17 protein-coding genes are annotated in these 23,588 nt (G+C 54.6%); 13 read left to right on the top strand and 4 right to left on the bottom strand.

Annotation, left to right across the window (positions count from 1 at the left end; all coding sequences use genetic code 11):
- Positions 1 to 94: 94 nt before the first annotated feature.
- Positions 95 to 1,654, bottom strand: coding sequence for a galactarate dehydratase (gene garD / locus CMR03_RS13490; protein ID WP_096011749.1), 1,560 nt, complete (start codon positions 1,652 to 1,654; stop codon positions 95 to 97).
- A gap of 511 nt (positions 1,655 to 2,165) precedes the next feature.
- Here garD and CMR03_RS13485 point away from each other — a divergent pair.
- From CMR03_RS13485 to CMR03_RS13460, 6 genes are all read left to right on the top strand, one after another.
- Entirely contained in the window at positions 2,166 to 3,509 is a 1,344-nt protein-coding gene (locus CMR03_RS13485; protein ID WP_096011748.1) for an MFS transporter, read from the top strand.
- A gap of 9 nt (positions 3,510 to 3,518) precedes the next feature.
- A complete protein-coding gene (locus CMR03_RS13480) occupies positions 3,519 to 4,865 on the top strand; it encodes an enolase C-terminal domain-like protein (RefSeq protein ID WP_096011747.1) in 1,347 nt (448 codons plus the stop codon).
- A gap of 10 nt (positions 4,866 to 4,875) precedes the next feature.
- Positions 4,876 to 6,207 carry a glucarate dehydratase gene (gene gudD, locus CMR03_RS13475; protein ID WP_063880761.1) on the top strand — a complete coding sequence of 444 codons (1,332 nt, stop codon included), beginning with the start codon at positions 4,876 to 4,878 and terminating at the stop codon, positions 6,205 to 6,207.
- 46 nt (positions 6,208 to 6,253) lie between these two features.
- Complete coding sequence (gene garL / locus CMR03_RS13470) at positions 6,254 to 7,024, top strand: 2-dehydro-3-deoxyglucarate aldolase (protein WP_096011746.1); 771 nt, start codon at positions 6,254 to 6,256, stop codon at positions 7,022 to 7,024.
- Between the two features lie 17 nt (positions 7,025 to 7,041).
- Positions 7,042 to 7,926: a 2-hydroxy-3-oxopropionate reductase gene (gene garR / locus CMR03_RS13465; protein ID WP_063880759.1), complete on the top strand. Its 885-nt coding sequence runs from the start codon at positions 7,042 to 7,044 to the stop codon at positions 7,924 to 7,926.
- A gap of 74 nt (positions 7,927 to 8,000) precedes the next feature.
- A complete protein-coding gene (locus CMR03_RS13460) occupies positions 8,001 to 9,140 on the top strand; it encodes a glycerate kinase (RefSeq protein WP_096011745.1) in 1,140 nt (379 codons plus the stop codon).
- A 61-nt stretch (positions 9,141 to 9,201) separates the two neighbouring features.
- Here CMR03_RS13460 and barA read toward each other — a convergent pair whose 3' ends face one another.
- Positions 9,202 to 11,931 carry a two-component sensor histidine kinase BarA gene (gene barA, locus CMR03_RS13455; RefSeq protein ID WP_063880757.1) on the bottom strand — a complete coding sequence of 910 codons (2,730 nt, stop codon included), beginning with the start codon at positions 11,929 to 11,931 and terminating at the stop codon, positions 9,202 to 9,204.
- A gap of 86 nt (positions 11,932 to 12,017) precedes the next feature.
- On the opposite strand from barA, the gene rlmD reads away from it, so the two are divergent.
- The 7 genes from rlmD to queE all read left to right on the top strand — a co-directional run bounded on the left by rlmD (position 12,018) and on the right by queE (position 21,896).
- Positions 12,018 to 13,337 (top strand): 23S rRNA (uracil(1939)-C(5))-methyltransferase RlmD, encoded by a 1,320-nt coding sequence (rlmD, locus tag CMR03_RS13450; protein WP_063880756.1) that lies wholly within the window; start codon positions 12,018 to 12,020, stop codon positions 13,335 to 13,337.
- A gap of 32 nt (positions 13,338 to 13,369) precedes the next feature.
- Positions 13,370 to 15,601 carry a GTP diphosphokinase gene (relA, locus tag CMR03_RS13445; RefSeq protein ID WP_063880755.1) on the top strand — a complete coding sequence of 744 codons (2,232 nt, stop codon included), beginning with the start codon at positions 13,370 to 13,372 and terminating at the stop codon, positions 15,599 to 15,601.
- Between the two features lie 92 nt (positions 15,602 to 15,693).
- On the top strand, positions 15,694 to 16,482 hold the full coding sequence (gene mazG, locus CMR03_RS13440; RefSeq protein WP_063880754.1) for a nucleoside triphosphate pyrophosphohydrolase: 789 nt from the start codon (positions 15,694 to 15,696) through the stop codon (positions 16,480 to 16,482).
- A 229-nt stretch (positions 16,483 to 16,711) separates the two neighbouring features.
- Positions 16,712 to 18,349, top strand: coding sequence for a glutamine hydrolyzing CTP synthase (gene pyrG, locus CMR03_RS13435; RefSeq protein WP_063880753.1), 1,638 nt, complete (start codon positions 16,712 to 16,714; stop codon positions 18,347 to 18,349).
- A gap of 76 nt (positions 18,350 to 18,425) precedes the next feature.
- Positions 18,426 to 19,721, top strand: a complete 1,296-nt coding sequence (gene eno / locus CMR03_RS13430) for a phosphopyruvate hydratase (protein WP_063880752.1) — start codon at positions 18,426 to 18,428, stop codon at positions 19,719 to 19,721.
- A 249-nt stretch (positions 19,722 to 19,970) separates the two neighbouring features.
- Positions 19,971 to 21,086, top strand: a complete 1,116-nt coding sequence (locus tag CMR03_RS13425; RefSeq protein ID WP_063880751.1) for an endonuclease/exonuclease/phosphatase family protein — start codon at positions 19,971 to 19,973, stop codon at positions 21,084 to 21,086.
- Between the two features lie 138 nt (positions 21,087 to 21,224).
- Positions 21,225 to 21,896, top strand: a complete 672-nt coding sequence (queE, locus tag CMR03_RS13420; RefSeq protein WP_096011744.1) for a 7-carboxy-7-deazaguanine synthase QueE — start codon at positions 21,225 to 21,227, stop codon at positions 21,894 to 21,896.
- Positions 21,897 to 22,019: 123 nt separating this feature from the next.
- Here the strand turns inward: queE and queD are convergent, their stop codons facing one another.
- Positions 22,020 to 22,379, bottom strand: coding sequence for a 6-carboxytetrahydropterin synthase QueD (queD, locus tag CMR03_RS13415; RefSeq protein WP_063880749.1), 360 nt, complete (start codon positions 22,377 to 22,379; stop codon positions 22,020 to 22,022).
- 129 nt (positions 22,380 to 22,508) lie between these two features.
- Complete coding sequence (locus CMR03_RS13410) at positions 22,509 to 23,336, bottom strand: arylamine N-acetyltransferase family protein (protein WP_096011743.1); 828 nt, start codon at positions 23,334 to 23,336, stop codon at positions 22,509 to 22,511.
- Positions 23,337 to 23,588: the final 252 nt, after the last annotated feature.

Below are 23,588 nucleotides of genomic sequence, written 5' to 3'. Positions count from 1 at the left end.
TGCCGTCCCATGCTAAACGGGCGGCAGCCCATTCTGACTAACGGGATCAGGCCGTGCGGGCCGTTCCGTTAGCGCAGTCATAACGGCATCTTGCTCAGGTTATCGGCGCGGGATTAAAGACGGCCAGCTGATTACGAATCCCCCAGCGATCTGACCAGGTTTGTTTTCTGCCGCTGGCAATGTCCAGAATCAATTCGAATAACCGCCAGCCAACCTGCTCGATGGTTTCTTCACCTGTCGCAATGGTGCCGGCGTTAATATCCATCAGGTCATGCCAGCGCTCCGCCAGCGCATTGCGGGTCGCCATTTTAATCACCGGAATTGCAGCCAGACCATAAGGCGTTCCCCTGCCGGTGGTAAAAACCTGTAGGGTGATGCCGGAGGCCAGTTGCTGGGTTCCACACACAAAATCGCTGGCGGGCGTGGCGGCAAAAATCAGTCCACGCCGCGTAGGGCGTTGCCCCGGGGACAGCACTTCCACAATCGGACTGCGACCTGATTTGGCAATGGAGCCAAGGGCTTTTTCCACCACGTTTGCCAGCCCGCCTTTCTTGTTGCCGGGAGAGGGGTTGGCGCTGCGATCGGTTTTGCCTTGATCAAGATAGCTGTCATACCAGGCCATCTCTTCAATCAGCCGCTGCCCCACTTCCTGATTGATCACACGCGGTGTCAGTAAGTGAATCGCGTCGCGCACCTCGGTAACCTCAGAGAACATCACGGTCGCGCCACTGCGCACCAGCAGGTCGGATGCAAATCCCACTGCGGGATTCGCCGTTACGCCGGAAAAGGCATCGCTGCCGCCGCACTGCATCCCCACGACTAATTCAGAGGCAGAACAGGTTTCACGCTGGCGCTGATTCAGCCGCTGCAAATGGCGCTCTGCCACCTGAAGGATTTCATCCACCATCGCGCCAAAGCCCACCAGTTTCTCATCCTGCAAACGCACAATATCTTCGTCATCCAGCGAAATAGGCTGCACGTCGGGCGTACCGGCCAGTAAGCGCTCAGGTTGTAACTTTTCACAACCCAGGCTGACCACCATGATTTCGCCGCCGAAATTCGCGTTGAGGGCCAGATTGTGGACGGAACGGATAGGGATGACCGCCGCAGGGGCGTTGATCGCCACACCACAGCCGTACAAATGATTCAGCGCAACCACACCATCCACGTTGGGATAACGGGGCAGTAAATCACGCTCTATCATTTGCACCACATAATCCACCACGCCCGCCACGCAGTGAACGCTGGTGGTAATGCCTAAAAGGTTACGTGTGCCTACACTGCCGTCGGCGTTGCGATAACCCTCAAAGGTATAACCTTCAAGCGGCGGCAGGTCAGGCGGAACGTTATTCGCCAGGGGCAAACTCTGCAAATCGGGCGCGTCCGGAAGCGCAATGAGTGATTCATCGATCCAGCTGCCTTGGGCAATATCACGAATCGCAAGGCCAATCACTTCACCATAACGCAGCACGGCCTGGCCCTGAGGAATCGCCTGCAGCGCAACCTTATGTCCCTGGGGGACATGCTCAATCAATGTCAATCCATCACTAAACGTGGTGCCCGCGGCCAGGCCCAGGCTGTTCACCACAATCGCAACATTGTCATTTTCATGAACTTTGATGCAGAGCGGTTGTTCTTTTGATGTTGGGGTCATCGCTCACCTTCCAGTGGGTAGCGCCTTGTTTGCGCGGCGCATTCATTATGATAAGCCAGGTGTCACAGGTTCGGTATCTGCCAGGGTCAGTATAAAGAGGCAATACCGCCCGCACATTGTGCAATTGACCTATATTCGGCGTTCTGGTGACGCAGTTTTAATGTCTTTTTACTAAATCAAGTGAAGATTCTCACAAAGCCAGTTATCTCCACGCCTTTGGGCGCGCTTTTTGTGATTTTTTACAAAATACGTGAAACGTTCCGCAGCGTTTTATGCAACGGCACAAAAAAGCCGCCTCTTTTTCACCTTATTCCAGGGTGATATTCCAATGCCTCAACCAAATCAGCTTCATATACTGATTTCCGTTTTCCCGGGCAGGTTATTTGTCACGACGCATTATCGGTTTGCCATTAAAAAAATCGCCGTGTTTAACCTACATCTCTCTGATACCCAACGCGATGTGTATGCAGTCAGAGCGAATGTAGCTTTCGCTATATTTCAGGAGTGCATCATGAGTAGTTATCACCAGACAACGGAGGCGGTACAAAAACGCACCAACGCGCGTTACTGGATCGTGGTCATGCTGTTTATTGTGACCTCATTCAATTATGGCGACCGCGCCACGTTGTCTATTGCGGGTTCGGCGATGGCAAAAGATATCGGCCTCGATCCGGTGGGAATGGGCTTTATCTTCTCTGCTTTTTCGTGGGCGTATGTTATCGGACAAATCCCCGGCGGCTGGCTGCTGGACCGCTTTGGTTCCAAGCGCGTCTATTTCTGGAGTATCTTCCTTTGGTCGTTATTTACCCTGTTGCAAGGCTTTGTGGACTTGTTCAGCGGTTACACCATTGTGATGGCGCTGTTTATGCTGCGCTTTATGGTGGGGCTGGCTGAAGCGCCTTCATTTCCAGGCAACAGCCGTATTGTCGCGGCCTGGTTCCCGGCTCAGGAACGCGGGACGGCAGTAGCAATTTTCAACTCTGCACAATATTTCGCTACGGTGATTTTTGCGCCAGTTATGGGCTGGCTGACCTCTGCCGTGGGCTGGGCGCACGTGTTCTGGTTTATGGGGGGATTGGGGATTATTTTGAGCCTCGTCTGGCTCAAAGTGATTCACGATCCCTGCGATCATCCTGGCGTGAACAAAGCAGAACTGGAATACATGGAGCAGGGCGGCGCGCTGATCAACATGGATCAGAAAAGCGTGAAGCAAAAAGTCAGCTTAAGTGATAAGTGGTTCCAGGTTAAGCAACTGCTGCAATCGCGCATGATGATCGGTGTGTATATCGGTCAGTACTGTATCAACGCCCTGACATACTTCTTTATCACCTGGTTCCCGGTCTATCTGGTACAGGCGCGTGGCATGTCGATCCTCAAGGCGGGGTTTGTCGCCTCGGTTCCTGCGCTCTGCGGCTTTATCGGTGGTGTGCTCGGTGGGGTGATATCCGACTGGCTCATGCGCAAAACCGGCTCTCTGAATATTGCCCGTAAAACGCCGATTGTCCTTGGGATGCTGCTCTCTACCTCCATGGTGGTCTGTAATTATGTTGAGACGGACTGGGTTGTGGTTCTGTTCATGGCGACCGCCTTCTTTGGTAAAGGCATCGGTGCGCTGGGTTGGGCCGTGATGGCGGACACTGCGCCGAAAGAGATCAGCGGGCTGAGCGGTGGTCTGTTCAACATGTTTGGCAACGTTTCCGGCATCGTCACGCCTATCGCAATCGGCTACATCATTGCGTCTACCGGCTCTTATAACGGTGCGCTGGTTTATGTGGGCATTCACGCGTTCGTTGCCGTGCTTAGTTATCTGGTGCTGGTGGATAACATCAAGCGCATCGAACTGAAAACACGTTAAGGAGCCAGCATGAATACGCAATCAACGCCCGTGATTACCGATATGCAGGTCGTTCCTGTGGCTGGCTACGACAGTATGCTGCTGAATATTGGTGGGGCCCATAATGCCTGCTTCACGCGCAATATCGTGATCCTGACTGACAGCGCCGGACACACCGGGCTGGGTGAAGCGCCAGGCGGCGAAACCATCTATCAAACCCTGGTGAACGCCGTACCCCAGGTGATCGGTCAGCAGGTCGCCCGCATGAACCGGCTGGTGCAGCAAGTCCATAAGGGGAATCAGTCCGCCGATTTCGATACCTTTGGCAAAGGCGCCTGGACGTTTGAACTGCGCGTCAACGCGGTCGCGGCACTGGAGGCTGCATTGCTGGACTTGCTGGGACAATGTCTGGGGGTTCCGGTCGCTGAGCTGCTCGGTCCGGGTCAGCAGCGCAACGAGGTGACCGTTTTGGGCTACCTGTTCTACTTAGGTGACCGCCGTAAAACCGATTTGCCTTATCTGTCCGGCGAGAAGGCACAGCATGACTGGTATCACCTGCGTCATCAGGAAGCCCTGAGTAGCGAGGCCGTTGTCCGGTTGGCGGAAGCGGCACAGGATAAATACGGTTTCAAAGATTTCAAACTCAAGGGCGGCGTGCTGCCGGGCGAACAGGAGATCGCCACCGCGCAGGCGCTGAAAAAACGTTTTCCCGAGGCGCGAATCACCGTCGATCCCAATGGCGCGTGGCTGCTGGACGAAGCGATCGGGCTGTGCAAGGGCATGCAGGATGTGCTGACCTACGCGGAAGATCCCTGTGGCGCTGAGCAGGGTTATTCAGGACGCGAGGTGATGGCCGAGTTTCGTCGTGCCACTGGCTTACCGGTCGCCACCAACATGATCGCCACCAACTGGCGTGAAATGAATCATGCGCTGATGCTGAATGCCGTTGATATCCCGCTGGCCGATCCGCACTTCTGGACGTTAAGCGGTGCCGTGCGGGTCGCGCAACTTTGCGATGAATGGGGCTTAACCTGGGGCTGTCACTCAAATAACCACTTCGATATTTCCCTGGCGATGTTCACCCATGTCGGTGCCGCCGCGCCCGGTAAACCTACCGCGATAGATACCCACTGGATCTGGCAGGAGGGCGATCTGCGCCTGACGAAAAATCCGCTGCAGATCCGTCAGGGAAAAATTGCGGTGCCAGATGCGCCAGGCCTGGGTATCGAACTGGACTGGGAACAACTCCGCCTGGCAAACGAACGCTACAAATCACTGCCAGCGGGCGGGCGCAATGACGCCACGGCCATGCAGTATTTGGTACCCGGCTGGACATTTGACCGTAAACGCCCGGCGTTTGGCCGGGCCTCTGCTTAAGGGATAACAGATGAATACGACACCGAAAATTACCGCCATGCAGGTTATTCCCGTCGCCGGTTATGACAGCATGTTATTGAACCTGAGCGGCGCACATTCACCTTTCTTCACCCGAAATATCGTCATCATTAACGATAACGCCGGCCATACCGGCGTAGGTGAAATTCCCGGCGGCGAAAAAATCCGTCAGACGTTGGAAGATGCCGCGGCGCTGGTGGTGGGGAAAACGATTGGCGAATATAAAAACATCCTGAGCCTGGTTCGCACCACCTTTGCCGATCGCGATGCCGGCGGCCGGGGTAATCAGACCTTTGATCTGCGCACCACGATTCATGTGGTTACCGGCATCGAAGCCTCACTGCTGGATCTTCTGGGGCAGCATCTGGGCGTTAATGTTGCCTCGCTGTTGGGCGATGGGCAGCAGCGCGACAAAGTAGAGATGCTGGGTTATCTGTTTTACGTTGGCGATCGCAATAAGACTTCACTGGGCTATCAGAACCAGGACAACGACGCCTGCGACTGGTATCGCCTGCGCCATCAGGAAGCGCTCACGCCCGATGCGGTGGTGCGTCTGGCTGAAGCCGCCTATGAAAAATACGGCTTTAACGACTTTAAGCTCAAAGGTGGCGTGCTGAGCGGCAGCGACGAGGCAGAAGCGATTACGGCGCTGGCGAAACGCTTCCCGCAGGCGCGCGTCACTATTGATCCCAACGGAGCCTGGTCGCTGGACGAAGCCATTACGCTGGGCAAGCAGCTTAAAGGCGTGCTTGCCTATGCAGAAGATCCCTGTGGCGCAGAGCAGGGCTATTCCGGGCGCGAAGTGATGGCTGAATTCCGACGGGCAACCGGCCTGCCTACCGCCACCAATATGATTGCCACTGACTGGCGTCAAATGGGCCACACCTTATCTCTGCAGTCGGTCGATATTCCGCTGGCGGACCCGCACTTCTGGACGATGCAGGGTTCCGTGCGCGTGGCGCAAATGTGCCACGCGTTTGGTCTGACGTGGGGTTCGCACTCCAATAACCATTTCGACATTTCGCTGGCGATGTTCACCCACGTTGCCGCTGCCGCACCGGGCAAGATCACCGCCATTGATACACACTGGATCTGGCAGGAAGGCAATCAACGACTGACCAAAACGCCTTTCCAGATTGAAGGTGGCATGGTCGCGGTGCCGCAGGCACCGGGGCTGGGGATTGAACTGGATATGGATCAGGTCATGCAGGCCAATGCGCTTTATCAAAAGCATGGTCTGGGCGCACGTGATGATGCGCAGGCGATGCAGTTCCTGATCCCGCAGTGGACGTTTGATAACAAGCGCCCGTGCCTGGTGCGTTAACTTTTTTGGGCTTCCTTGAGGAAGCCCGTTCCACAGGAGCCAAATCATGAGTAATACAGCCTGGCCAAATGAATTTCGCCGCCGCCTGCTGGCTGGTGAAACCCTGATCGGCAGTTGGTGTGCCCTGGCAAGTCCTCTCTCGACCGAAGTGTTGGGGCTGGCCGGATTTGACTGGTTAGTACTGGATGGTGAACACGCACCCAACGATATCACCACCTTTGTGCCTCAGCTCATGGCATTGAAGGGCAGCCCCAGTGCGCCGGTGGTGCGTCCACCCTGTAACGAACCGGTGATTATTAAGCGCCTGTTGGACATTGGTTTTAACAACATCCTCGTCCCCTTTGTAGAGAACGAAGAAGACGCCAGACGTGCGGTGGCCTCAACGCGCTATCCGCCTGCCGGGATTCGCGGCGTGTCGGTTTCTCATCGCAGCAACATGTACGGCACGGTGCCGGATTATAACGGCACCATTAACGACAACATTGCTGTGTTAGTACAAATAGAAACGCAGCAGGCCGTGGACAATATTGATGCTATCGCGGCCGTTGACGGGGTGGACGGCATTTTTGTCGGCCCTGGCGATTTGTCTGCCGCACTTGGCTACCTTGGGCAGCCCGCGCACCCGGAGGTATTGAAGGTCATCAAACACATCTTTGAGCGGGCAAAATCGGCTAACAAGCCCAGCGGTATTCTGGCACCGGTTGAGGTGGACGCCCGGCGCTATCTCGAATGGGGCGCCACTTTTGTTGCCGTAGGCAGCGATCTCGGTGTTTTTCGCAGTGCCACTCAGGCGTTGTGTGACAAATTCAAAAAGTAATCATCAGGAGAAACGAAATGAAAATTGGCTTTATTGGCCTGGGCATCATGGGCAAACCAATGAGTAAAAACCTGTTAAAAGCTGGTTATTCACTGGTGGTGCGCGATCACAATGCAGAAAACGAAGCTGAACTGGTTAAGCTCGGCGCGACAACGGCGGCGAATGCCAAAGAACTGGCCCAACAGTGTGACGTGGTCATCACCATGGTGCCCAACTCACCGCAGGTGAAAGAAGTCTGCCTGGGCGAAAACGGCATCATCGACGGCGCTAAACCTGGCCTGATTGTGATCGATATGAGCTCCATCGCGCCGCTGGCGAGCCGGGAAATCCACGATGCGCTGGCGGCAAAACAGATTAAAATGCTGGATGCGCCGGTGAGTGGCGGCGAGCCCAAAGCGATTGAAGGGACGCTGTCAGTCATGGTGGGCGGCGATAAGGCCGTGTTTGACGAGTGCTATGACATCATGAAAGCCATGGCGGGATCGGTGGTTCACACCGGTGACATCGGGGCGGGCAACGTCACTAAACTGGCAAACCAGGTGATTGTGGCGCTGAATATTGCTGCGATGTCAGAAGCCCTGTCCCTGGCGACCAAAGCGGGCGTGAGCCCGGAACTGGTGTACCAGGCGATTCGTGGTGGCCTGGCGGGAAGTACCGTTCTTGATGCCAAAGCGCCAATGGTGATGGACCGCAACTTTAAGCCGGGCTTCCGCATTGACTTACATATCAAGGACCTGGCTAACGCGCTGGATACCTCGCACAGCATCGGTGCGCACCTTCCGCTGACGGCGGCCGTGATGGAGATGATGCAGGCGCTGCGTAATGACGGACAGGGAACTGCCGACCACAGCGCGTTGGCCTGCTATTATGAAAAATTAGCCAACGTCGAAATCTCTCGTTAATGACTCGCCCGGCTTCTGCGGACGTCGGGCCACTTTCACTCTCTAATCGTTAATTAATACCGCCTGGATTGCCTATGAAAATCGTAATCGCACCGGATTCATATAAAGAAAGTCTTTCTGCCCTGGAAGTGGCATCGGCAATCGAAGCGGGATTCCGTGAGGTTTTCCCCGATGCCCATTATGTGAAAATACCGGTCGCTGATGGTGGCGAAGGTACGGTTGAAGCGATGGTGGCCGCGACGCAGGGAAAAAGGGTCAGGTTAACGGTAACCGGTCCGCTGGGTGAACCCGTTGAGGCGTTTTATGGTTTATCGGGTAATGAAGATACCGCCTACATCGAAATGGCGGCGGCCAGCGGCCTGGAGCTGGTACCGGCAGCGCAGCGCGATCCCCTGATCACCACCTCGTTTGGTACAGGAGAGCTGATTAAAAATGCGCTGGATAAAGGCGTTAAACATATCATTATTGGCATTGGTGGCAGTGCCACCAATGACGGCGGTGCAGGTATGATGCAGGCGCTGGGCGCCCGCTTGCTGGATAAGCAGGACAAGCAAATTGGTCAGGGCGGCGGTGCCTTGCCCGAGCTGGCAAGCATTGATGTTAGCGGGCTGGACAGCCGTATCCGTCACTGCCGCTTTGAAGTGGCCTGTGACGTCACCAATACGTTGACGGGCGCTCATGGTGCCTCAGCGATTTTTGGTCCACAGAAGGGCGCGACGCCCGAGTTGGTTGAGCAACTGGATCGGGCACTGACGCACTACGCCGCCATTATTCAGCGTGATTTGGGCATTGATGTGCTGCAGGTCAGTGGCGGCGGCGCAGCCGGTGGTATGGGCGCTGCACTGCATGCTTTTTGTCAGGCGGAGCTACGTCGCGGGATTGAGATTGTTACCGAAGCACTGGGACTGGAAGAACAGGTAAAAGACGCCGACCTGGTCATCACCGGCGAGGGACGCATCGATAGCCAGAGTATCAATGGCAAAGTGCCCATTGGCGTCGCCAACGTCGCCAAGCGTTTTAATATTCCGGTGATAGGGATTGCTGGCAGCCTGACTGACGATGTCGGTGTGGTACATCAGCATGGCTTAGATGCGGTGTTTAGCGTGCTTTACCGTATTTGCTCGCTGGATGAGGCCCTGAAAGGGGCAGAAAATAATGTCCGGCTCACTGCGCGAAATGTGGCCGCTACGATGAAAATCGCCGGTTTTCACTAAACGTTTTTACGGCCCCGCCATGCAACAGTGGCAGGGCCGTCGTATCATCACCCTTTACTGATTAAGGCATGGAGAGTATGCGCCGTGCCTGCGTGGCGACGTTCTCCATTTCATCCTGAAGCTCCAGGAGTTCTGGCTCCAGCGCTTCGATATCACTGGCCTGATGAAGCTCTTTCTCAAGCTTACGACACAGCTGTTTCATCCGTGGCACGCCGCTGTAACTGGCGCTGCCGTGAAGTTTATGAATGATCTCGCGTAAGGCGATCGCGTCATTGTCGGCCATGGCCTGCGCCATTTTACCGTGCACTTCCGGTAAAAACTCCAGCAGCATTCGTAGTAAATCCCGTGCCAGGTCCGGTTTATTTGCTGCCTGGCGTAATGCCAGCTTCCAGTCGAGCGTTGGCAATATTTGGGGCAGCTCTGGCACTGTGGTGGTCGGGCTTGGCATATAACGCGCCAGAACCTGAGCGAGCTTGTTTTCATCAATTGGCTTGGCAAGATAGTCGTTCATTCCTGCCCTGATCAGATGCTCGCGTTCACCATCAATAGCATGAGCGGTAACGGCAACTATCGGCGTGGCTGCATGGTTTGGTAGCGTGCGGATGATCTCACTGGCGCGGATGCCATCGATATCCGGCATTTGTATATCCATTAAAATGACGTCCAACGCTTGCCGGTGGGCGACGCGAATAGCCTGCTCGGCGTTATTACACAGTACGATGTGTTGTACCTGTTCTTCGAGCAGCGCCCCGATCAGCTTCAGGTTAGCAGGATTGTCGTCCACGGCCATCACGGTCAGCGGCAGGCGCGGCGAAGCGGACATTTCATTGCTGTGACGCGCGTGCAGCTCCAGCAGCATCGGCAGCAGGCGCGTTTGCGAGACGGGTTTCGTGATACAGCCATCAATACCGCGCACTTTCAGCTCATCGGCCAGTAACATCATCGGGCTCGGCAGCGCCATAATGACCAGATCCGCGCTTTCCAGCAGGGAATGGATCAGCCTGTCCTCAAGCACCTGCGGTTGGCTGGCGTTGACCGGCATTGCCATCAACAGAATGGGATAGCGTGGCTGGCTCAGGCCTTCCAGCGTTAAGCTGTGCTCAACCTGCAACGGCGTCGCAGCTAAAATTTCCACCACCGCGCTGGCAACATCTGGGTTGGCTTCAACATAGGCCATGCGCGTATTCGACAGCGCATCCAGTACCCGCGGCATACTCGGTGCATTGGGGTTGAGGTCGAGCTTAACGCGCACCCAAAAGGTAGAGCCGTGATTCTGGCGGCTGACGAAAGTAATCTCCCCGTTCATTTCCCGCACCAGCTTTTGGGTGATCACCAGCCCCAGCCCCGATCCACCGTGGCGGCGAGAAATACTGGCATCCGCCTGGCGAAATGCCTGAAACAACTGCGCCTGCTGCTCTTCGGAAATGCCAATGCCGGTGTCGCGAACCTGAATCTCCAGCTCGACATGGGTCGCCGTGATGGTGTGTTGATCTACGCGTAAATTAATCGTGCCTTTTTCGGTGAATTTAATCGCATTTCCCATCAGGTTGATCAGAATTTGCTGCAGGCGAAGCGCATCACCGATAACGTTATCCGGCACGCTGTTATTGCACACCACGGTCAGCTCCAGCCCTTTTTCATGGGCTGAGGGAGCCAGTAAAACCAGGGTTTCATCCAGGGTGGCGCGCAACGGGAAGGGAATGGACTCCAGCATCAGCTTGCCGGCTTCCAGCTTGGAAAAATCAAGCACGTCATTAATGATGGACAGCAGGTTATTGGCCGAGCGCTCAATGGTCAGCATGTAGTCGCGTTGAGTAGTGCGCAGCGGCGTTTTCAGCATCTGTCGGGTAAAGCCCAGCACGCCATTGAGCGGCGTACGCAGCTCATGAGACATATTTGCCAGAAACTCGGATTTGATACGGGCGGCTTCCTGCGCCCGCTTCTTGGCCAGATCCAGCTCGACGTTCTGAATCTCCAGTTGCTCCAGCGTTTCCCGCAGATCCCAGGTGGCCTGGTCAATATTGTGCTGCATCTCTTCGTGATAAGCGGTGAGCGACATTGCCATGGCGTTGATCCCGTTTTTCAGGATACTCAACTCGCCGAGCATATGACCTTCCACCCGACTGTCTAACTGCCCACGGCGAATGCGGTCAACGGTACTGACCATATTACGGATAGGGCCGGTGACATCCCGCATCAGGCGGTAGGCAAACAGCATGGCAATGCACAGGCAGAACAACAGCATCAGGGTGGCAATAAAGACTTCCCGGTATTGCTGTAAGCGCACGGATTGCAGATCCAGTTCTATCGCCACGTAGCCCAGAGGATTGCCTGCGGGTTTGGCATCCTGTTCCGGTAGCTCGTCAACGGCGTAACGCTCAGACGTTATCGGCTTACGTAAAATCAGCAGGTTGCCGCTGCCTTCGATGGAAACATCGTCAGGAAGCGCGCGAATAGCCTGTTTTGATTCCAGACTGAGGTTTTGATTGTTGTTGGAGGTGACGTAGAGCTGATTATTGTCGTCAAAGACGGAGATGGCACGAACGATCCCGGAATGGCGGCGATGCAGTAAACTAACCAGTTCACGTAGCGCGTCACGATTGTGCCACGTCATGCTGTATTCGGTGGAGATTGCCAGCGGTTCAATGATATTGGCACCCGCCTCAATGACCTGTCGCTGTAGCTCGTTGTAGCGATGCACCACAAAAAATGAGCTGAGCAGCAAACCTACCATCAACGTAGGGGCCAAAATTAAAATCATCATTCGCGCCCGCAGGCTGTATTTGGTCATAATAGTCGCCTGCTGTCCGGCATTGACGTCCCTGTGCATCCGCTGAACCTTATGCACATCGAATCTAAAAGAGAAAGAACCACACTATGGCGCAATTTTACTCCGCAAAACAGCGCGTGACGACCAAACAACGGATCACCGTCACCATTGAAGACCTCGACCCGTTTGGTCAGGGCGTGGCCCGGCACAAAGGGAAAACCCTGTTTGTCACGGGTGCGCTGCCTGGCGAAGAGGCGGAGGTAAGCCTGCTGGAGGACAAACGCCAGTTTGCCAGAGCGAAAACGGTGCGCCTGCTCAGCCGCAGCGCGTCACGGGTTGAGCCACGCTGTCCTCATTTTAGCCGCTGTGGTGGCTGTCAGCAGCAACATGCTGATGAAGCGTTGCAGCAGCAGAGTAAATCGCGTGCGCTGGCGCGCATGCTGACCCAGGCCGCGAACCAGCCCGTGGCGGTTGATGACATTATTGCCGGGCCCACCTGGGGCTACCGCCGTCGCGCCCGCCTTGGTTTACAATGGCATAACAAAAGTCAGCAGTTACTGATGGGGTTTCGCCAGGAATCCACCAACGATCTGGTCGATATTCAGCAATGCCCTGTTATGGTGCCCCAACTTGAAGCGCTAATTATTCCGCTGCGCAATTGTCTCACCATGCTTAATGCTGTCAAACGGTTAGGACATGTTGAACTGGTGCAGGCTGACAATGGCTCAGTGCTGCTACTGCGCCATCTGGATGCATTAAGCTCCGACGATATAGCAAAACTGGAACGTTTTTCGCATCAGCACCAACTGATGCTGTTTCTGGATGATGGAAGTGAGACGCTGCGCGGATTTAGCGAACAGCGACCATTTTATCATTCTCACCAGCTTGAGCTAATCTTCAGTCCACAGGATTTTATTCAGGTCAATGATGCGGTCAACCAGCAGATGGTGGCGAAGGCCATCGAATGGCTTGATTTACAACCTGAAGATCGGGTTCTGGATCTGTTTTGTGGCATGGGAAACTTTACGCTTCCTGTAGGAAAATCGGTACAACGTGCCGTAGGTGTGGAGGGCGTTGCAGCATTAGTGCAACAGGCAGCGTATAATGCTGACGTGAATAATCTTAAAAACGTCAGATTTTTTCAGCACAATCTGGAAGAAGATGTTTCGCATCAGCCCTGGGCTATGCAGGGCTTTAACAAGGTATTACTCGATCCGGCACGCGCTGGGGCGGCAGGTGTTATGGCACATGTCGTAAAATTATCGCCAGAACGCGTGGTCTATGTATCTTGTAATCCTGTGACACTCGCACGTGACAGTAGCACCTTGCTGTCGGCGGGTTACCAATTGGAAAGGGTCGTGATGCTGGATATGTTTCCTCATACCCGTCATCTCGAATCCATGGTGCTGTTCAGAAAAAAAATATAAGTGTCCGGCAGGGGCGCTGTGCAGGAGAGGATATGGTTGCGGTTAGAAGTGCACATTTAAATACGGAAGGGGAGTTTGCCCTTGACCAGTGGATCGCCAGCCTTGGCGTTGCTAACCCGCAATCCTGTGATCGTCTTGCTGAAACCTGGCGCTATTGTGAAGCGCAGACTCAGGGGCATCCTCACCAGTCGCTACTGCTGTGGCGCGGTATCGAGATGGTGGAAATCCTCTCGATGCTCAGCATGGACATCGAAAGCCTGTGCGCCGCGTTGATTTTCCCCCTTGCTAATGACGAAGTGGTCAGCGAAGAAGAGCTGGAAAAAACCGTCGGCAAAGGCATCGTTTCGCTGGTGCACGGCGTTCGTGATATGGACGCCATCCGTCAGCTGAAAGCCATTCATAACGACTCCATGGCCTCCGAGCAGGTGGATAACGTCCGCCGCATGCTGCTGGCCATGGTGGAAGATTTCCGCTGCGTCGTGCTGAAGCTGGCTGAGCGCATCATGAACCTGCGTGAAGTCAAAGACGCGCCGGAAGATGAGCGCGTACTGGCAGCGAAAGAAAGCACCAACATTTATGCACCGCTGGCGAATCGCCTGGGCATTGGGCAGCTTAAGTGGGAGCTGGAAGATTACTGCTTCCGCTACCTGCATCCTGATGAGTACAAACGCATTGCTAAGCTGCTGCATGAGCGCCGCATTGACCGTGAGCAGTACATCGAAAACTTTGTTAATAATCTGCGTAAAGAGATGGCAAAAGAGGGCGTGCGGGCAGAAGTGTACGGCCGTCCAAAGCATATTTACAGCATCTGGCGCAAGATGCAGAAGAAGTCGCTGGCGTTTGATGAACTCTTTGATGTGCGCGCGGTACGTATCGTTGCCGAGCGGCTGCAGGACTGTTATGGCGCACTGGGCACGGTGCATACGCTGTATCGCCATCTGCCCAATGAGTTTGACGACTATGTAGCAAATCCCAAGCCCAATGGCTATCAGTCGATCCACACCGTGGTATTGGGGCCTGAGGGCAAAACCGTCGAGATCCAGATCCGTACCCGTCAGATGCATGAAGATGCAGAGCTGGGCGTGGCCGCGCACTGGAAATACAAAGAGGGCCCGTCGTCCAGCCATGCGCGCGGGGCGGCAGGTCACGAAGAGCGCATTGCCTGGCTGCGTAAGCTGATCACATGGCAGGAAGAGATGGCGGATTCCGGCGAGCTGCTGGAAGAGGTGCGCAGTCAGGTGTTTGACGACCGCGTGTATGTCTTTACACCAAAAGGGGATGTGGTGGATTTACCGGCGGGTTCTACGCCACTGGATTTTGCTTACCATATTCACAGCGATATCGGTCATCGCTGCATCGGCGCGAAGATTGGTGGGCGCATCGTGCCCTTCACCTATCAACTGCAGATGGGCGATCAGGTTGAAGTCATTACCCAAAAACAGCCGAACCCGAGCCGTGACTGGCTGAACCCGAACCTGGGATTCATCACCACCAGCCGTGGTCGCGCCAAAATTCATAACTGGTTCCGTAAACAGGATCGGGATAAAAACATCCTGGCTGGCCGCCAGATTCTGGATAACGAGCTGAACCAGATGGATATCAGCCTGCGTGAGGCCGAGAAGCTGCTGCTGCCGCGCTATAACGTCACCTCGCTGGACGAGCTGTTGGCCGCTATTGGCGGCGGTGATATTCGCCTGCACCAGATGGTGAATTTCCTGCAGGCGAAGCTCAATAAGCCGACTGCCGAAGAGCAAGACCGCGAAGCCCTGCGTCAGCTTACACAAAAATCGCACGCGCCCACCTCACGCAAAGAGAGCGGTCGCGTAGTGGTGGAAGGCGTTGGCAACCTGATGCACCACATTGCACGCTGTTGTCAGCCGATTCCGGGCGATGATATCGTCGGATTTATCACCCACGGACGCGGCATTTCGATTCACCGCGCCGACTGCGATCAGCTGTCTGAGCTGATTTCCACCGCGCCTGAGCGCATCGTGGATGCGGTGTGGGGCGAAAGCTATTCCAGCGGCTATTCGCTGGTCGTGAGAGTCACGGCCAACGATCGTAGCGGGCTGTTACGCGATATCACCACCATCCTCGCCAATGAAAAGGTGAACGTGCTGGGGGTTTCAAGCCGTAGCGATACGAAAAAACAGTTAGCCACCATTGATATGGATATTGAAATTTATAATCATCAGGTGCTGGGGCGCGTCCTGTCTCGCCTGAACCAGGTGCCGGATATTATTGATGCCCGACGTCTGCACTAAACTTCTGTTATCCGGCGCACGTGCTTTCTGACGTGCGCCTGGCTGCTTTTATCACCGCTGTTACGCCAACTGAACACCTGAAGGATTGCCATATGACCTCTATTGATCGCCTGCTGGGCATTATGAAAACCCTGCGCGATCCGCAGCAGGGCTGCCCGTGGGATCGCGAGCAGACCTTTGCCACTATTGCGCCTTACACGCTGGAAGAAACCTATGAAGTGCTGGATGCTATCCAGCGTGAAGACTTTGAAGATCTCCGCGGCGAGCTGGGCGATTTGCTTTTCCAGGTGGTGTTTTATGCTCAGATGGCGCAGGAGCAGGGGCGTTTTAACTTTGATGATATTTGTCACGCCATCAGTGACAAGCTGGAGCGCCGTCATCCGCATATCTTCGCAGAGGGCACGGCAGAGAGCAGTGCGGAGGTGTTGAAAAACTGGGAAGCGATTAAAAGCGCCGAACGGGCAGAAAAAGCGCAGCACTCCGCGCTGGACGATATTCCGAAAGCGCTCCCTGCACTGATGCGCGCCCATAAAATTCAAAAGCGATGCCACAACGTGGGCTTTGACTGGACCACGCTTGGCCCGGTGGTCGATAAGGTGCACGAAGAGATCGACGAAGTGATGCATGAGGCACAGCAAAGCGTGATTGATCCACAAAAGCTGGAAGAAGAGATTGGCGATCTGCTGTTTGCTACCGTAAATCTTTCCCGTCATCTGGGCAGCAAGGCCGAAACGGCGCTGCAGAAAGCCAATGACAAGTTTGAGCGCCGTTTCCGTGCGGTAGAAGCCATTATCACCGCGCAGGGCCTGACGATGCCGGGCGCCACCCTGGCGCAAATGGAAGCCGCCTGGCAACAGGTTAAGGCGAAGGAAAAAAGCTGATTATTCCAGCAGCGAGCATAAATTGCTCTCTTGAGCTTACTCGATTCAGCCTGACACCAGATTTGTGACGCAGGTCAAAATTTTGTTTACCGCTATCCGCTATGTTACCCGCAGCAATGCGTTGGGAGATGGATGTGATTCACCAATTGTGGCTGATAGCGGTTTCCAGTATACTGTTTTCCCGTCCTGGTTATTCCACCGTCTTTAAACCTAAACTCTCAGGTTCAGCATGACAACGAATTATATTTTTGTGACCGGCGGGGTCGTTTCCTCTCTGGGTAAAGGCATTGCCGCAGCCTCCCTCGCAGCCATTCTTGAAGCGCGTGGTCTGAATGTGACCATCATGAAACTGGACCCGTACATCAACGTCGATCCGGGTACCATGAGCCCAACTCAGCATGGTGAAGTGTTCGTCACCGACGACGGTGCCGAAACCGATCTGGATTTGGGTCACTACGAGCGCTTCATCCGCACTAAAATGTCGCGCCGCAACAATTTCACCACGGGTCGTATCTACTCAGAAGTCCTGCGCAAAGAGCGTCGCGGTGACTATCTTGGTGCCACCATTCAGGTTATCCCTCACATTACGAATGCGATCAAAGAGCGCATTCTTGAAGGCGGCGAAGGTCATGATGTCGTGCTGGTCGAAATCGGTGGCACGGTGGGTGATATCGAATCCTTGCCGTTCCTGGAAGCGATTCGTCAGATGGCGGTGGATGTGGGCCGCGAGCACACGATGTACATGCACCTGACGCTGGTGCCTTACATGGCCGCGGCGGGCGAGGTGAAAACCAAGCCAACGCAGCACTCTGTTAAAGAGCTGCTCTCCATCGGTATTCAGCCTGACGTTCTCATCTGCCGTTCCGATCGCGCGGTGCCAGCGAATGAGCGTGGCAAAATTGCGCTGTTCTGTAACGTGCCGGAAAAAGCCGTTATCTCGCTGAAAGACGTCGATTCGATTTACAAAATCCCGGGCATGCTGAAATCGCAGGGCCTGGATGACTATATCTGTAAGCGTTTCAACCTGAACGCCCCGGAAGCCAATCTGGCGGAGTGGGAGCAGGTGATTTATGAAGAAGCCAATCCAGGCGGCGAAGTCACCATCGGCATGGTGGGCAAATATGTCGAACTGCCGGACGCTTATAAATCTGTTATAGAAGCGCTGAAGCACGGCGGTCTGAAAAATCGCGTGACCGTGAATATCAAGCTGATTGACTCACAGGATGTTGAAACCCGTGGTGTCGAATTGCTGAAAGATTTAGATGCCATTCTGATCCCCGGTGGTTTTGGCTATCGTGGCGTAGAAGGCAAGTTGATGACCGCGAAATATGCGCGTGAAAACAACGTGCCTTATCTTGGCATCTGTCTCGGCATGCAGGTGGCCTTGATGGAGTTCGCCCGTAACGTTGCCGGTATGGCAGGCGCAAACTCTACAGAATTTGTGCCAGACTGTAAGTATCCGGTGGTCGCACTGATCACCGAATGGCGTGACGAAGAAGGCAATGTGGAAGTGCGTACTGAACAGAGCGATCTGGGCGGCACCATGCGCCTCGGCAGCCAGCAGTGTCAGCTAAACCCGGAAAGTAAGGTTCGCCAGCTGTACGGTTCTGACACCATTGTTGAGCGCCATCGTCACCGCTATGAAGTGAACAACATGCTGCTGAAGCAAATCGAGGCAGCGGGTTTACGTGTGGCGGGCCGGTCTGGTGATGATCAATTGGTTGAGATCATTGAGATCCCCAATCATCCGTGGTTTATTGCTTGCCAGTTCCATCCCGAGTTCACATCGACGCCACGCGATGGTCATCCGTTGTTTGCCGGGTTTGTGAAGGCAGCACATGAGCATCAGAAGCGTTTAGCGAAATAAGTTTAACGAACAACGCGCGAACTTTTCGCGCGTTGTTTGTCTTAGAATTGACTAACTTGTACTGAGGAAAATCGTAATGGCCAAAATCGTAAAAGTCATCGGTCGCGAAATTATCGACTCACGTGGCAACCCAACTGTTGAAGCAGAAGTTCACCTGGAAGGTGGTTTCGTTGGTCTGGCTGCGGCACCATCAGGTGCATCTACCGGTTCTCGTGAAGCACTGGAACTGCGTGACGGTGACAAATCCCGTTTCCTGGGCAAAGGCGTAACCAAAGCCGTTGCTGCGGTTAACGGTCCGATTGCTGAAGCGGTAAAAGGCAAAGACGCGAAAGATCAGGCGAACATCGATAAAATCATGATCGACCTGGACGGTACTGAGAACAAATCTAACTTCGGTGCTAACGCCATTCTGGCCGTATCACTGGCTGCAGCGAAAGCGGCAGCGGCCTCTAAAGGTCAGGCGTTGTATGAGCACATCGCTGAACTGAACGGCACCCCAGGCAAATACTCTATGCCTCTGCCAATGATGAACATCATCAACGGCGGCGAACATGCCGACAACAACGTCGACATCCAGGAATTCATGATTCAGCCGGTTGGCGCTTCAAACGTGAAAGAAGCGATCCGTATGGGTTCTGAAGTGTTCCACAACCTGGCAAAAGTGCTGAAAAGCAAAGGCATGAGCACGGCGGTAGGTGACGAAGGTGGCTATGCGCCAAACCTGGGTTCTAACGCCGAAGCGCTGGCTGTTATCGCGGAAGCGGTAAAAGCAGCAGGTTATGAGCTGGGTAAAGACATTACCCTGGCTATGGACTGTGCGGCTTCTGAGTTCTACAAAGATGGCAAATACGTTCTGGCGGGTGAAGGCGGTAAAGCGTTCACGTCAGAAGAGTTCACCCACTTCCTGGAAGATCTGACCAAGCAGTATCCGATCGTTTCTATCGAAGATGGCCTGGACGAATCTGACTGGGATGGCTTCGCCTACCAGACTAAAGTGCTGGGCGATAAAATCCAGCTGGTGGGCGACGACCTGTTCGTCACTAATACCAAGATTCTGAAAGAAGGTATCGACAAAGGTATCGCTAACTCCATCCTGATCAAATTCAACCAGATCGGTTCTCTGACCGAAACCCTGGCTGCGATTAAAATGGCGAAAGATGCAGGCTATACCGCTGTGATCTCTCACCGTTCAGGTGAAACGGAAGATGCGACCATCGCTGACCTGGCGGTCGGTACAGCTGCAGGCCAGATCAAAACCGGTTCAATGAGCCGCTCTGACCGTGTTGCGAAGTACAACCAGCTGATCCGTATCGAAGAAGCGCTGGGTGCAAAAGCCCCGTTCAACGGTCTGAAAGAAGTGAAAGGCCAGTAAGTTTACTGCTTCTGACTTCTGATAAAACCCGCCCATGCTGGCGGGTTTTTTTATGCCCACAGGTTTTGCCGCTCACCTCACATTTTTCCGCGACGTCTATGCTGTTTACATCCATTCTTCACAAAACCCATCGACACTGAACGACGAGCACCGTGCGCCTGTAACAGACAATGCACCTTGCCGCTTGCCTGAAGCGCGTCTGCGGGTGCTTTCAGGTTCACATTTATGACTGCCTGAAAGGGGATACGCATGAGACTTGCTTCTTATAACGTTGAAAACCTGTTCGATCGCGCCAGAGCAATGAACCAGAATGAATGGCGAGTGGGCAAACCGACGCTGGAAAAATTTGCCCAACTTAATGCCCTGCTGGGACAGGTGGAATACAGCGACGCGGACAAAAAACAGATGGTCGAATTGATGGATGCACTTGGCCTGCAAACGTCCGACACCGGGCCCTTTGTTATTCTCCGGCGTAACCGGGGCAAACTGTTGACCCGACCGACAGACAACAGCGGAATAAAAATTATTGCCGCAGGCCGTGCCGATTGGGTGGGTTCGCTGGAGTTGCGCCGCGCGCCGGTAGACGAAATTGCCATGGGGTTAACGGCACAGGTCATGATTGACCTTCACGCGGATATCCTGACCGTGGTGGAGGCAGAAAGCCGTCCCGCCCTGCTGGAATTCAACAACGCCATGCTGCCGGCCCGCCAGGGAACGCCTTTTGATCATGTCATGGTGATTGACGGCAACGATGAGCGGGGAATCGATGTCGGACTGATGACCGCGGCAGGCTTTGCCATCGACACCATCCGCAGCCACGTTGATGATAAAGATAAACAGGGCAACCTGATTTTCTCTCGTGACTGTCCCGAATTTGCGATTCCGCTGGCCGATGGCCAAACTCTGCACGTGCTGGTTAACCATTTTAAGAGTAAAGGCTACGGCGCTAAAGCCAGTTCCGATGCCCGCCGCAAGCAGCAGGCCGAACGGGTGAAAGCGATTTATCAGCAACGCATCAAAGAGGGGCAAACGCTGATTGCCATCACCGGCGACTTTAACGATACGCCGGACAGTGATGCATTGTCGCCGCTGCTGAAAGAAACCGATCTGAAAGATATCTTCACCCATGAAAAGTTTGATAACGGCGGTTATCCGGGGACCTGGGGCGGCTGCACTGCCAGCAACAAGATTGACTATATTTTGCTGTCGCCCGCGCTGTGGAAAAAGGTAGAGAAGGGCGGTGTATGGCGCAAAGGGATGTGGCCTGGCGTGCGTCCGGTAAAGTGGGAAACCTATCCCGAACTGAAAAAAGAGGTTAATGCCGCCTCGGATCATGCGGCGGTCTGGGTGGATCTGTCCGTCTGAACGGGCTGCTGAACACAGCCCTCTGCTGACCTGCGTGCTGGCGCGTGCCGAACAGCTCGCGCCCTTTCGCATCACCTGACATGATCTCAACCCGGTGTTCTGCGATAATCGCGTTTTGAAAAAACCAAAGAGACCATTATGCAGTACCCGATTAACGAAATGTTCCAGACGCTGCAAGGCGAAGGTTATTACACCGGCGTGCCGGCTATTTTCATCCGCTTACAGGGATGTCCGGTAGGATGCAGTTGGTGCGACACCAAGCACACCTGGGAAAAACAGGCGGATCGGGAAACATCATTAGGCGATATTCTGGTCAAAACGGTGGAAAGCGATGCCTGGGGCAATGCCGATGCGGCGATGCTTCTGAGCAGCATACAACAACAGGGCTGGACGGCTCGCCATGTGGTGATCACCGGCGGTGAACCGGCTATCTATGATTTGCGTCCGCTGACTGCATCACTTGAGGCGGCGGGATTCCAGTGTCAGATTGAAACCAGCGGGACCCACGAAATCCACTGCGCTGACGCCACCTGGGTGACCGTTTCACCCAAGGTAAACATGCGTGGCGGCTATGACGTCCTGGCACAGGCCCTGAGCCGTGCGGATGAAATTAAGCACCCGGTTGCCCGGCAACGTGATGTGGATGCCTTAGACGATTTGCTGGCAGGCATCCACGACAGCAAAGCACGCATCATTGCGCTGCAGCCGATTAGTCGCAAAGATGAGGCAACAAAGCTGTGTATTGAAACCTGCATTGCGCGCAACTGGCGACTGTCGATGCAGACCCATAAATATCTGAATATTGCCTGATGAAACGCTGGCGGCCTTTGGCCGCCAGACCGTTAACATGACGCCGCGCTGGAAAGGCGGCAGCAGGCCGATCAACAGGTGAAGATACGGGCGATCGACCCTGAGCGGCCGTAGCGAAGCGGATTAACCGCGATAGGTGCAGCCTGCGGTGCAGGTTTCTTTGATCATCACCGCGCTCAGCAGCGGCAGACGAGGCTTCATGTGATCCCAAATCCATTTCGCCAGAACTTCACTGGTGGGATTCTCCAGCCCAGGGATCTCATTCAGATAGTAGTGATCGAGCCTGTCATAGAGGGGTTTAAACGCCGCTTTCAGCTCTGCAAAATCCATGACCCAGCCGGTATGCGCATCCACTTCACCGGTAATTTCCAGACGAACAAGGAATGAGTGACCGTGCAAACGGCCGCATTTGTGTCCTGCCGGCACATTGGGTAAATGGTGCGCGGCTTCGAACTGGAACTCTTTAAATAACGTGGTAGACATAATCGCTCTCAGGCATTAAAAACCGCTGAATTCTACCTGAAAAGGCGGTTTTTCGCATCCGCTAAGCGCCGTTTAACGACGATTAAGCCAGAATGGTAAAACGCGTATCCCACTTTCCTTAAAAAGCGCTCAGCGATGTGCCGGATCGTCAGCCGGAAGTCGCGCGACGAGGGCTTCCGCGATGCCGTACTCCTCAATCAGCAGCCGGTGCTGCTCTGAACGTGACAGCGGCGTAACGCTTTCTTTTCCCTGGCGATCCCGGATGACCTGCTCTCCCTTCACGATTCCCGTGATCGTCTCGCCGTTAGCGCGGCGAATCAGCAGGGCACCGTCAAAGCGGCTGTTGCTCCGGCTTTGTTGATGACGTGACTGGAACGCGTCAGCGGAGAGGTCGGTTGCCAGAATTTTACAGTCGAGCCATGCCCGACCCAGCGGCTTCCAGTGTATGCACCAACTGCCATCATGCTGATGGACGCGGGTGCCCCAGACGGGATGCGGGTTCAGCCGGGCCTCCAGCGGAAGCGGATCGCCGTGGAGCAGCGTGCTGTCAACCACCAGCGTGCGTCCATCCAGCTTAACAATCAACATGCCATGACCGGGAGAACCCACGGGTGCCGGACGCGGAGACAGCATGGTGGAAAGGCCAAACTGCACGTGAAAACCCAAATACGCGAGCAGGGCATACAACGCGCCGTGGCCAGCCCAGCAGGTACCGCCTGTGCCAAAGGTTAACCAGTGGGTGAAAAAGTCGCTGGCCGTGCTACCTGGCAGGGGAAGGGCGCGGTCGTCTTCTGTGATGAGACGTCGGCGAAGGTTATCAAAGGGCACGGACTGGCACCAGGCGCGATAAAGCGTGCTCAGTCCGGCCTCGTCAGGGGCAGGAGGCGAACTGAAGCCAAGTTTTTCCAGACTCTGCTCTGCCAATGCAGCCGGTAATGCTGTGATACTGTCTGGCATCTGTCGTCACTCCGTGGCGGTTTTCCTGTCTTTATGCCATCCCTTTAGCGCGATAACCAGTCGGAACGTCCTACCGACAGTATGATTAGCTGAGTTTGTTAACTCACCCTGTCGTTACCACTTTTAACGATTAATTTTATCTGAAAAACCATTTAGTCATTTTGGTTATTTGATATGTCGAAGGCGTATTTAATCGTTAATATAGCTCCCTGTACCCTTTCTTCTCTTCCGCTACTATTCGGTCCGGACTTC

The organism is Pantoea allii (assembly GCF_002307475.1).
GTDB classification, from domain to species: Bacteria; Pseudomonadota; Gammaproteobacteria; order Enterobacterales; family Enterobacteriaceae; genus Pantoea; species Pantoea allii.
This window is presented reverse-complemented; position numbering and strand designations above follow the sequence as displayed.

What these genes read in the sequence shown, in the direction of transcription:
- garD (WP_096011749.1), bottom strand. Translation starts at nt 1,654, where the DNA reads ATGACCCCAACATCAAAAGAACAACCGCTCTGCATCAAAGTTCATGAA.
- CMR03_RS13485 (WP_096011748.1), top strand. Translation starts at nt 2,166, where the DNA reads ATGAGTAGTTATCACCAGACAACGGAGGCGGTACAAAAACGCACCAAC.
- CMR03_RS13480 (WP_096011747.1), top strand. Translation starts at nt 3,519, where the DNA reads ATGAATACGCAATCAACGCCCGTGATTACCGATATGCAGGTCGTTCCT.
- gudD (WP_063880761.1), top strand. Translation starts at nt 4,876, where the DNA reads ATGAATACGACACCGAAAATTACCGCCATGCAGGTTATTCCCGTCGCC.
- garL (WP_096011746.1), top strand. Translation starts at nt 6,254, where the DNA reads ATGAGTAATACAGCCTGGCCAAATGAATTTCGCCGCCGCCTGCTGGCT.
- garR (WP_063880759.1), top strand. Translation starts at nt 7,042, where the DNA reads ATGAAAATTGGCTTTATTGGCCTGGGCATCATGGGCAAACCAATGAGT.
- CMR03_RS13460 (WP_096011745.1), top strand. Translation starts at nt 8,001, where the DNA reads ATGAAAATCGTAATCGCACCGGATTCATATAAAGAAAGTCTTTCTGCC.
- barA (WP_063880757.1), bottom strand. Translation starts at nt 11,931, where the DNA reads ATGACCAAATACAGCCTGCGGGCGCGAATGATGATTTTAATTTTGGCC.
- rlmD (WP_063880756.1), top strand. Translation starts at nt 12,018, where the DNA reads ATGGCGCAATTTTACTCCGCAAAACAGCGCGTGACGACCAAACAACGG.
- relA (WP_063880755.1), top strand. Translation starts at nt 13,370, where the DNA reads ATGGTTGCGGTTAGAAGTGCACATTTAAATACGGAAGGGGAGTTTGCC.
- mazG (WP_063880754.1), top strand. Translation starts at nt 15,694, where the DNA reads ATGACCTCTATTGATCGCCTGCTGGGCATTATGAAAACCCTGCGCGAT.
- pyrG (WP_063880753.1), top strand. Translation starts at nt 16,712, where the DNA reads ATGACAACGAATTATATTTTTGTGACCGGCGGGGTCGTTTCCTCTCTG.
- eno (WP_063880752.1), top strand. Translation starts at nt 18,426, where the DNA reads ATGGCCAAAATCGTAAAAGTCATCGGTCGCGAAATTATCGACTCACGT.
- CMR03_RS13425 (WP_063880751.1), top strand. Translation starts at nt 19,971, where the DNA reads ATGAGACTTGCTTCTTATAACGTTGAAAACCTGTTCGATCGCGCCAGA.
- queE (WP_096011744.1), top strand. Translation starts at nt 21,225, where the DNA reads ATGCAGTACCCGATTAACGAAATGTTCCAGACGCTGCAAGGCGAAGGT.
- queD (WP_063880749.1), bottom strand. Translation starts at nt 22,379, where the DNA reads ATGTCTACCACGTTATTTAAAGAGTTCCAGTTCGAAGCCGCGCACCAT.
- CMR03_RS13410 (WP_096011743.1), bottom strand. Translation starts at nt 23,336, where the DNA reads ATGCCAGACAGTATCACAGCATTACCGGCTGCATTGGCAGAGCAGAGT.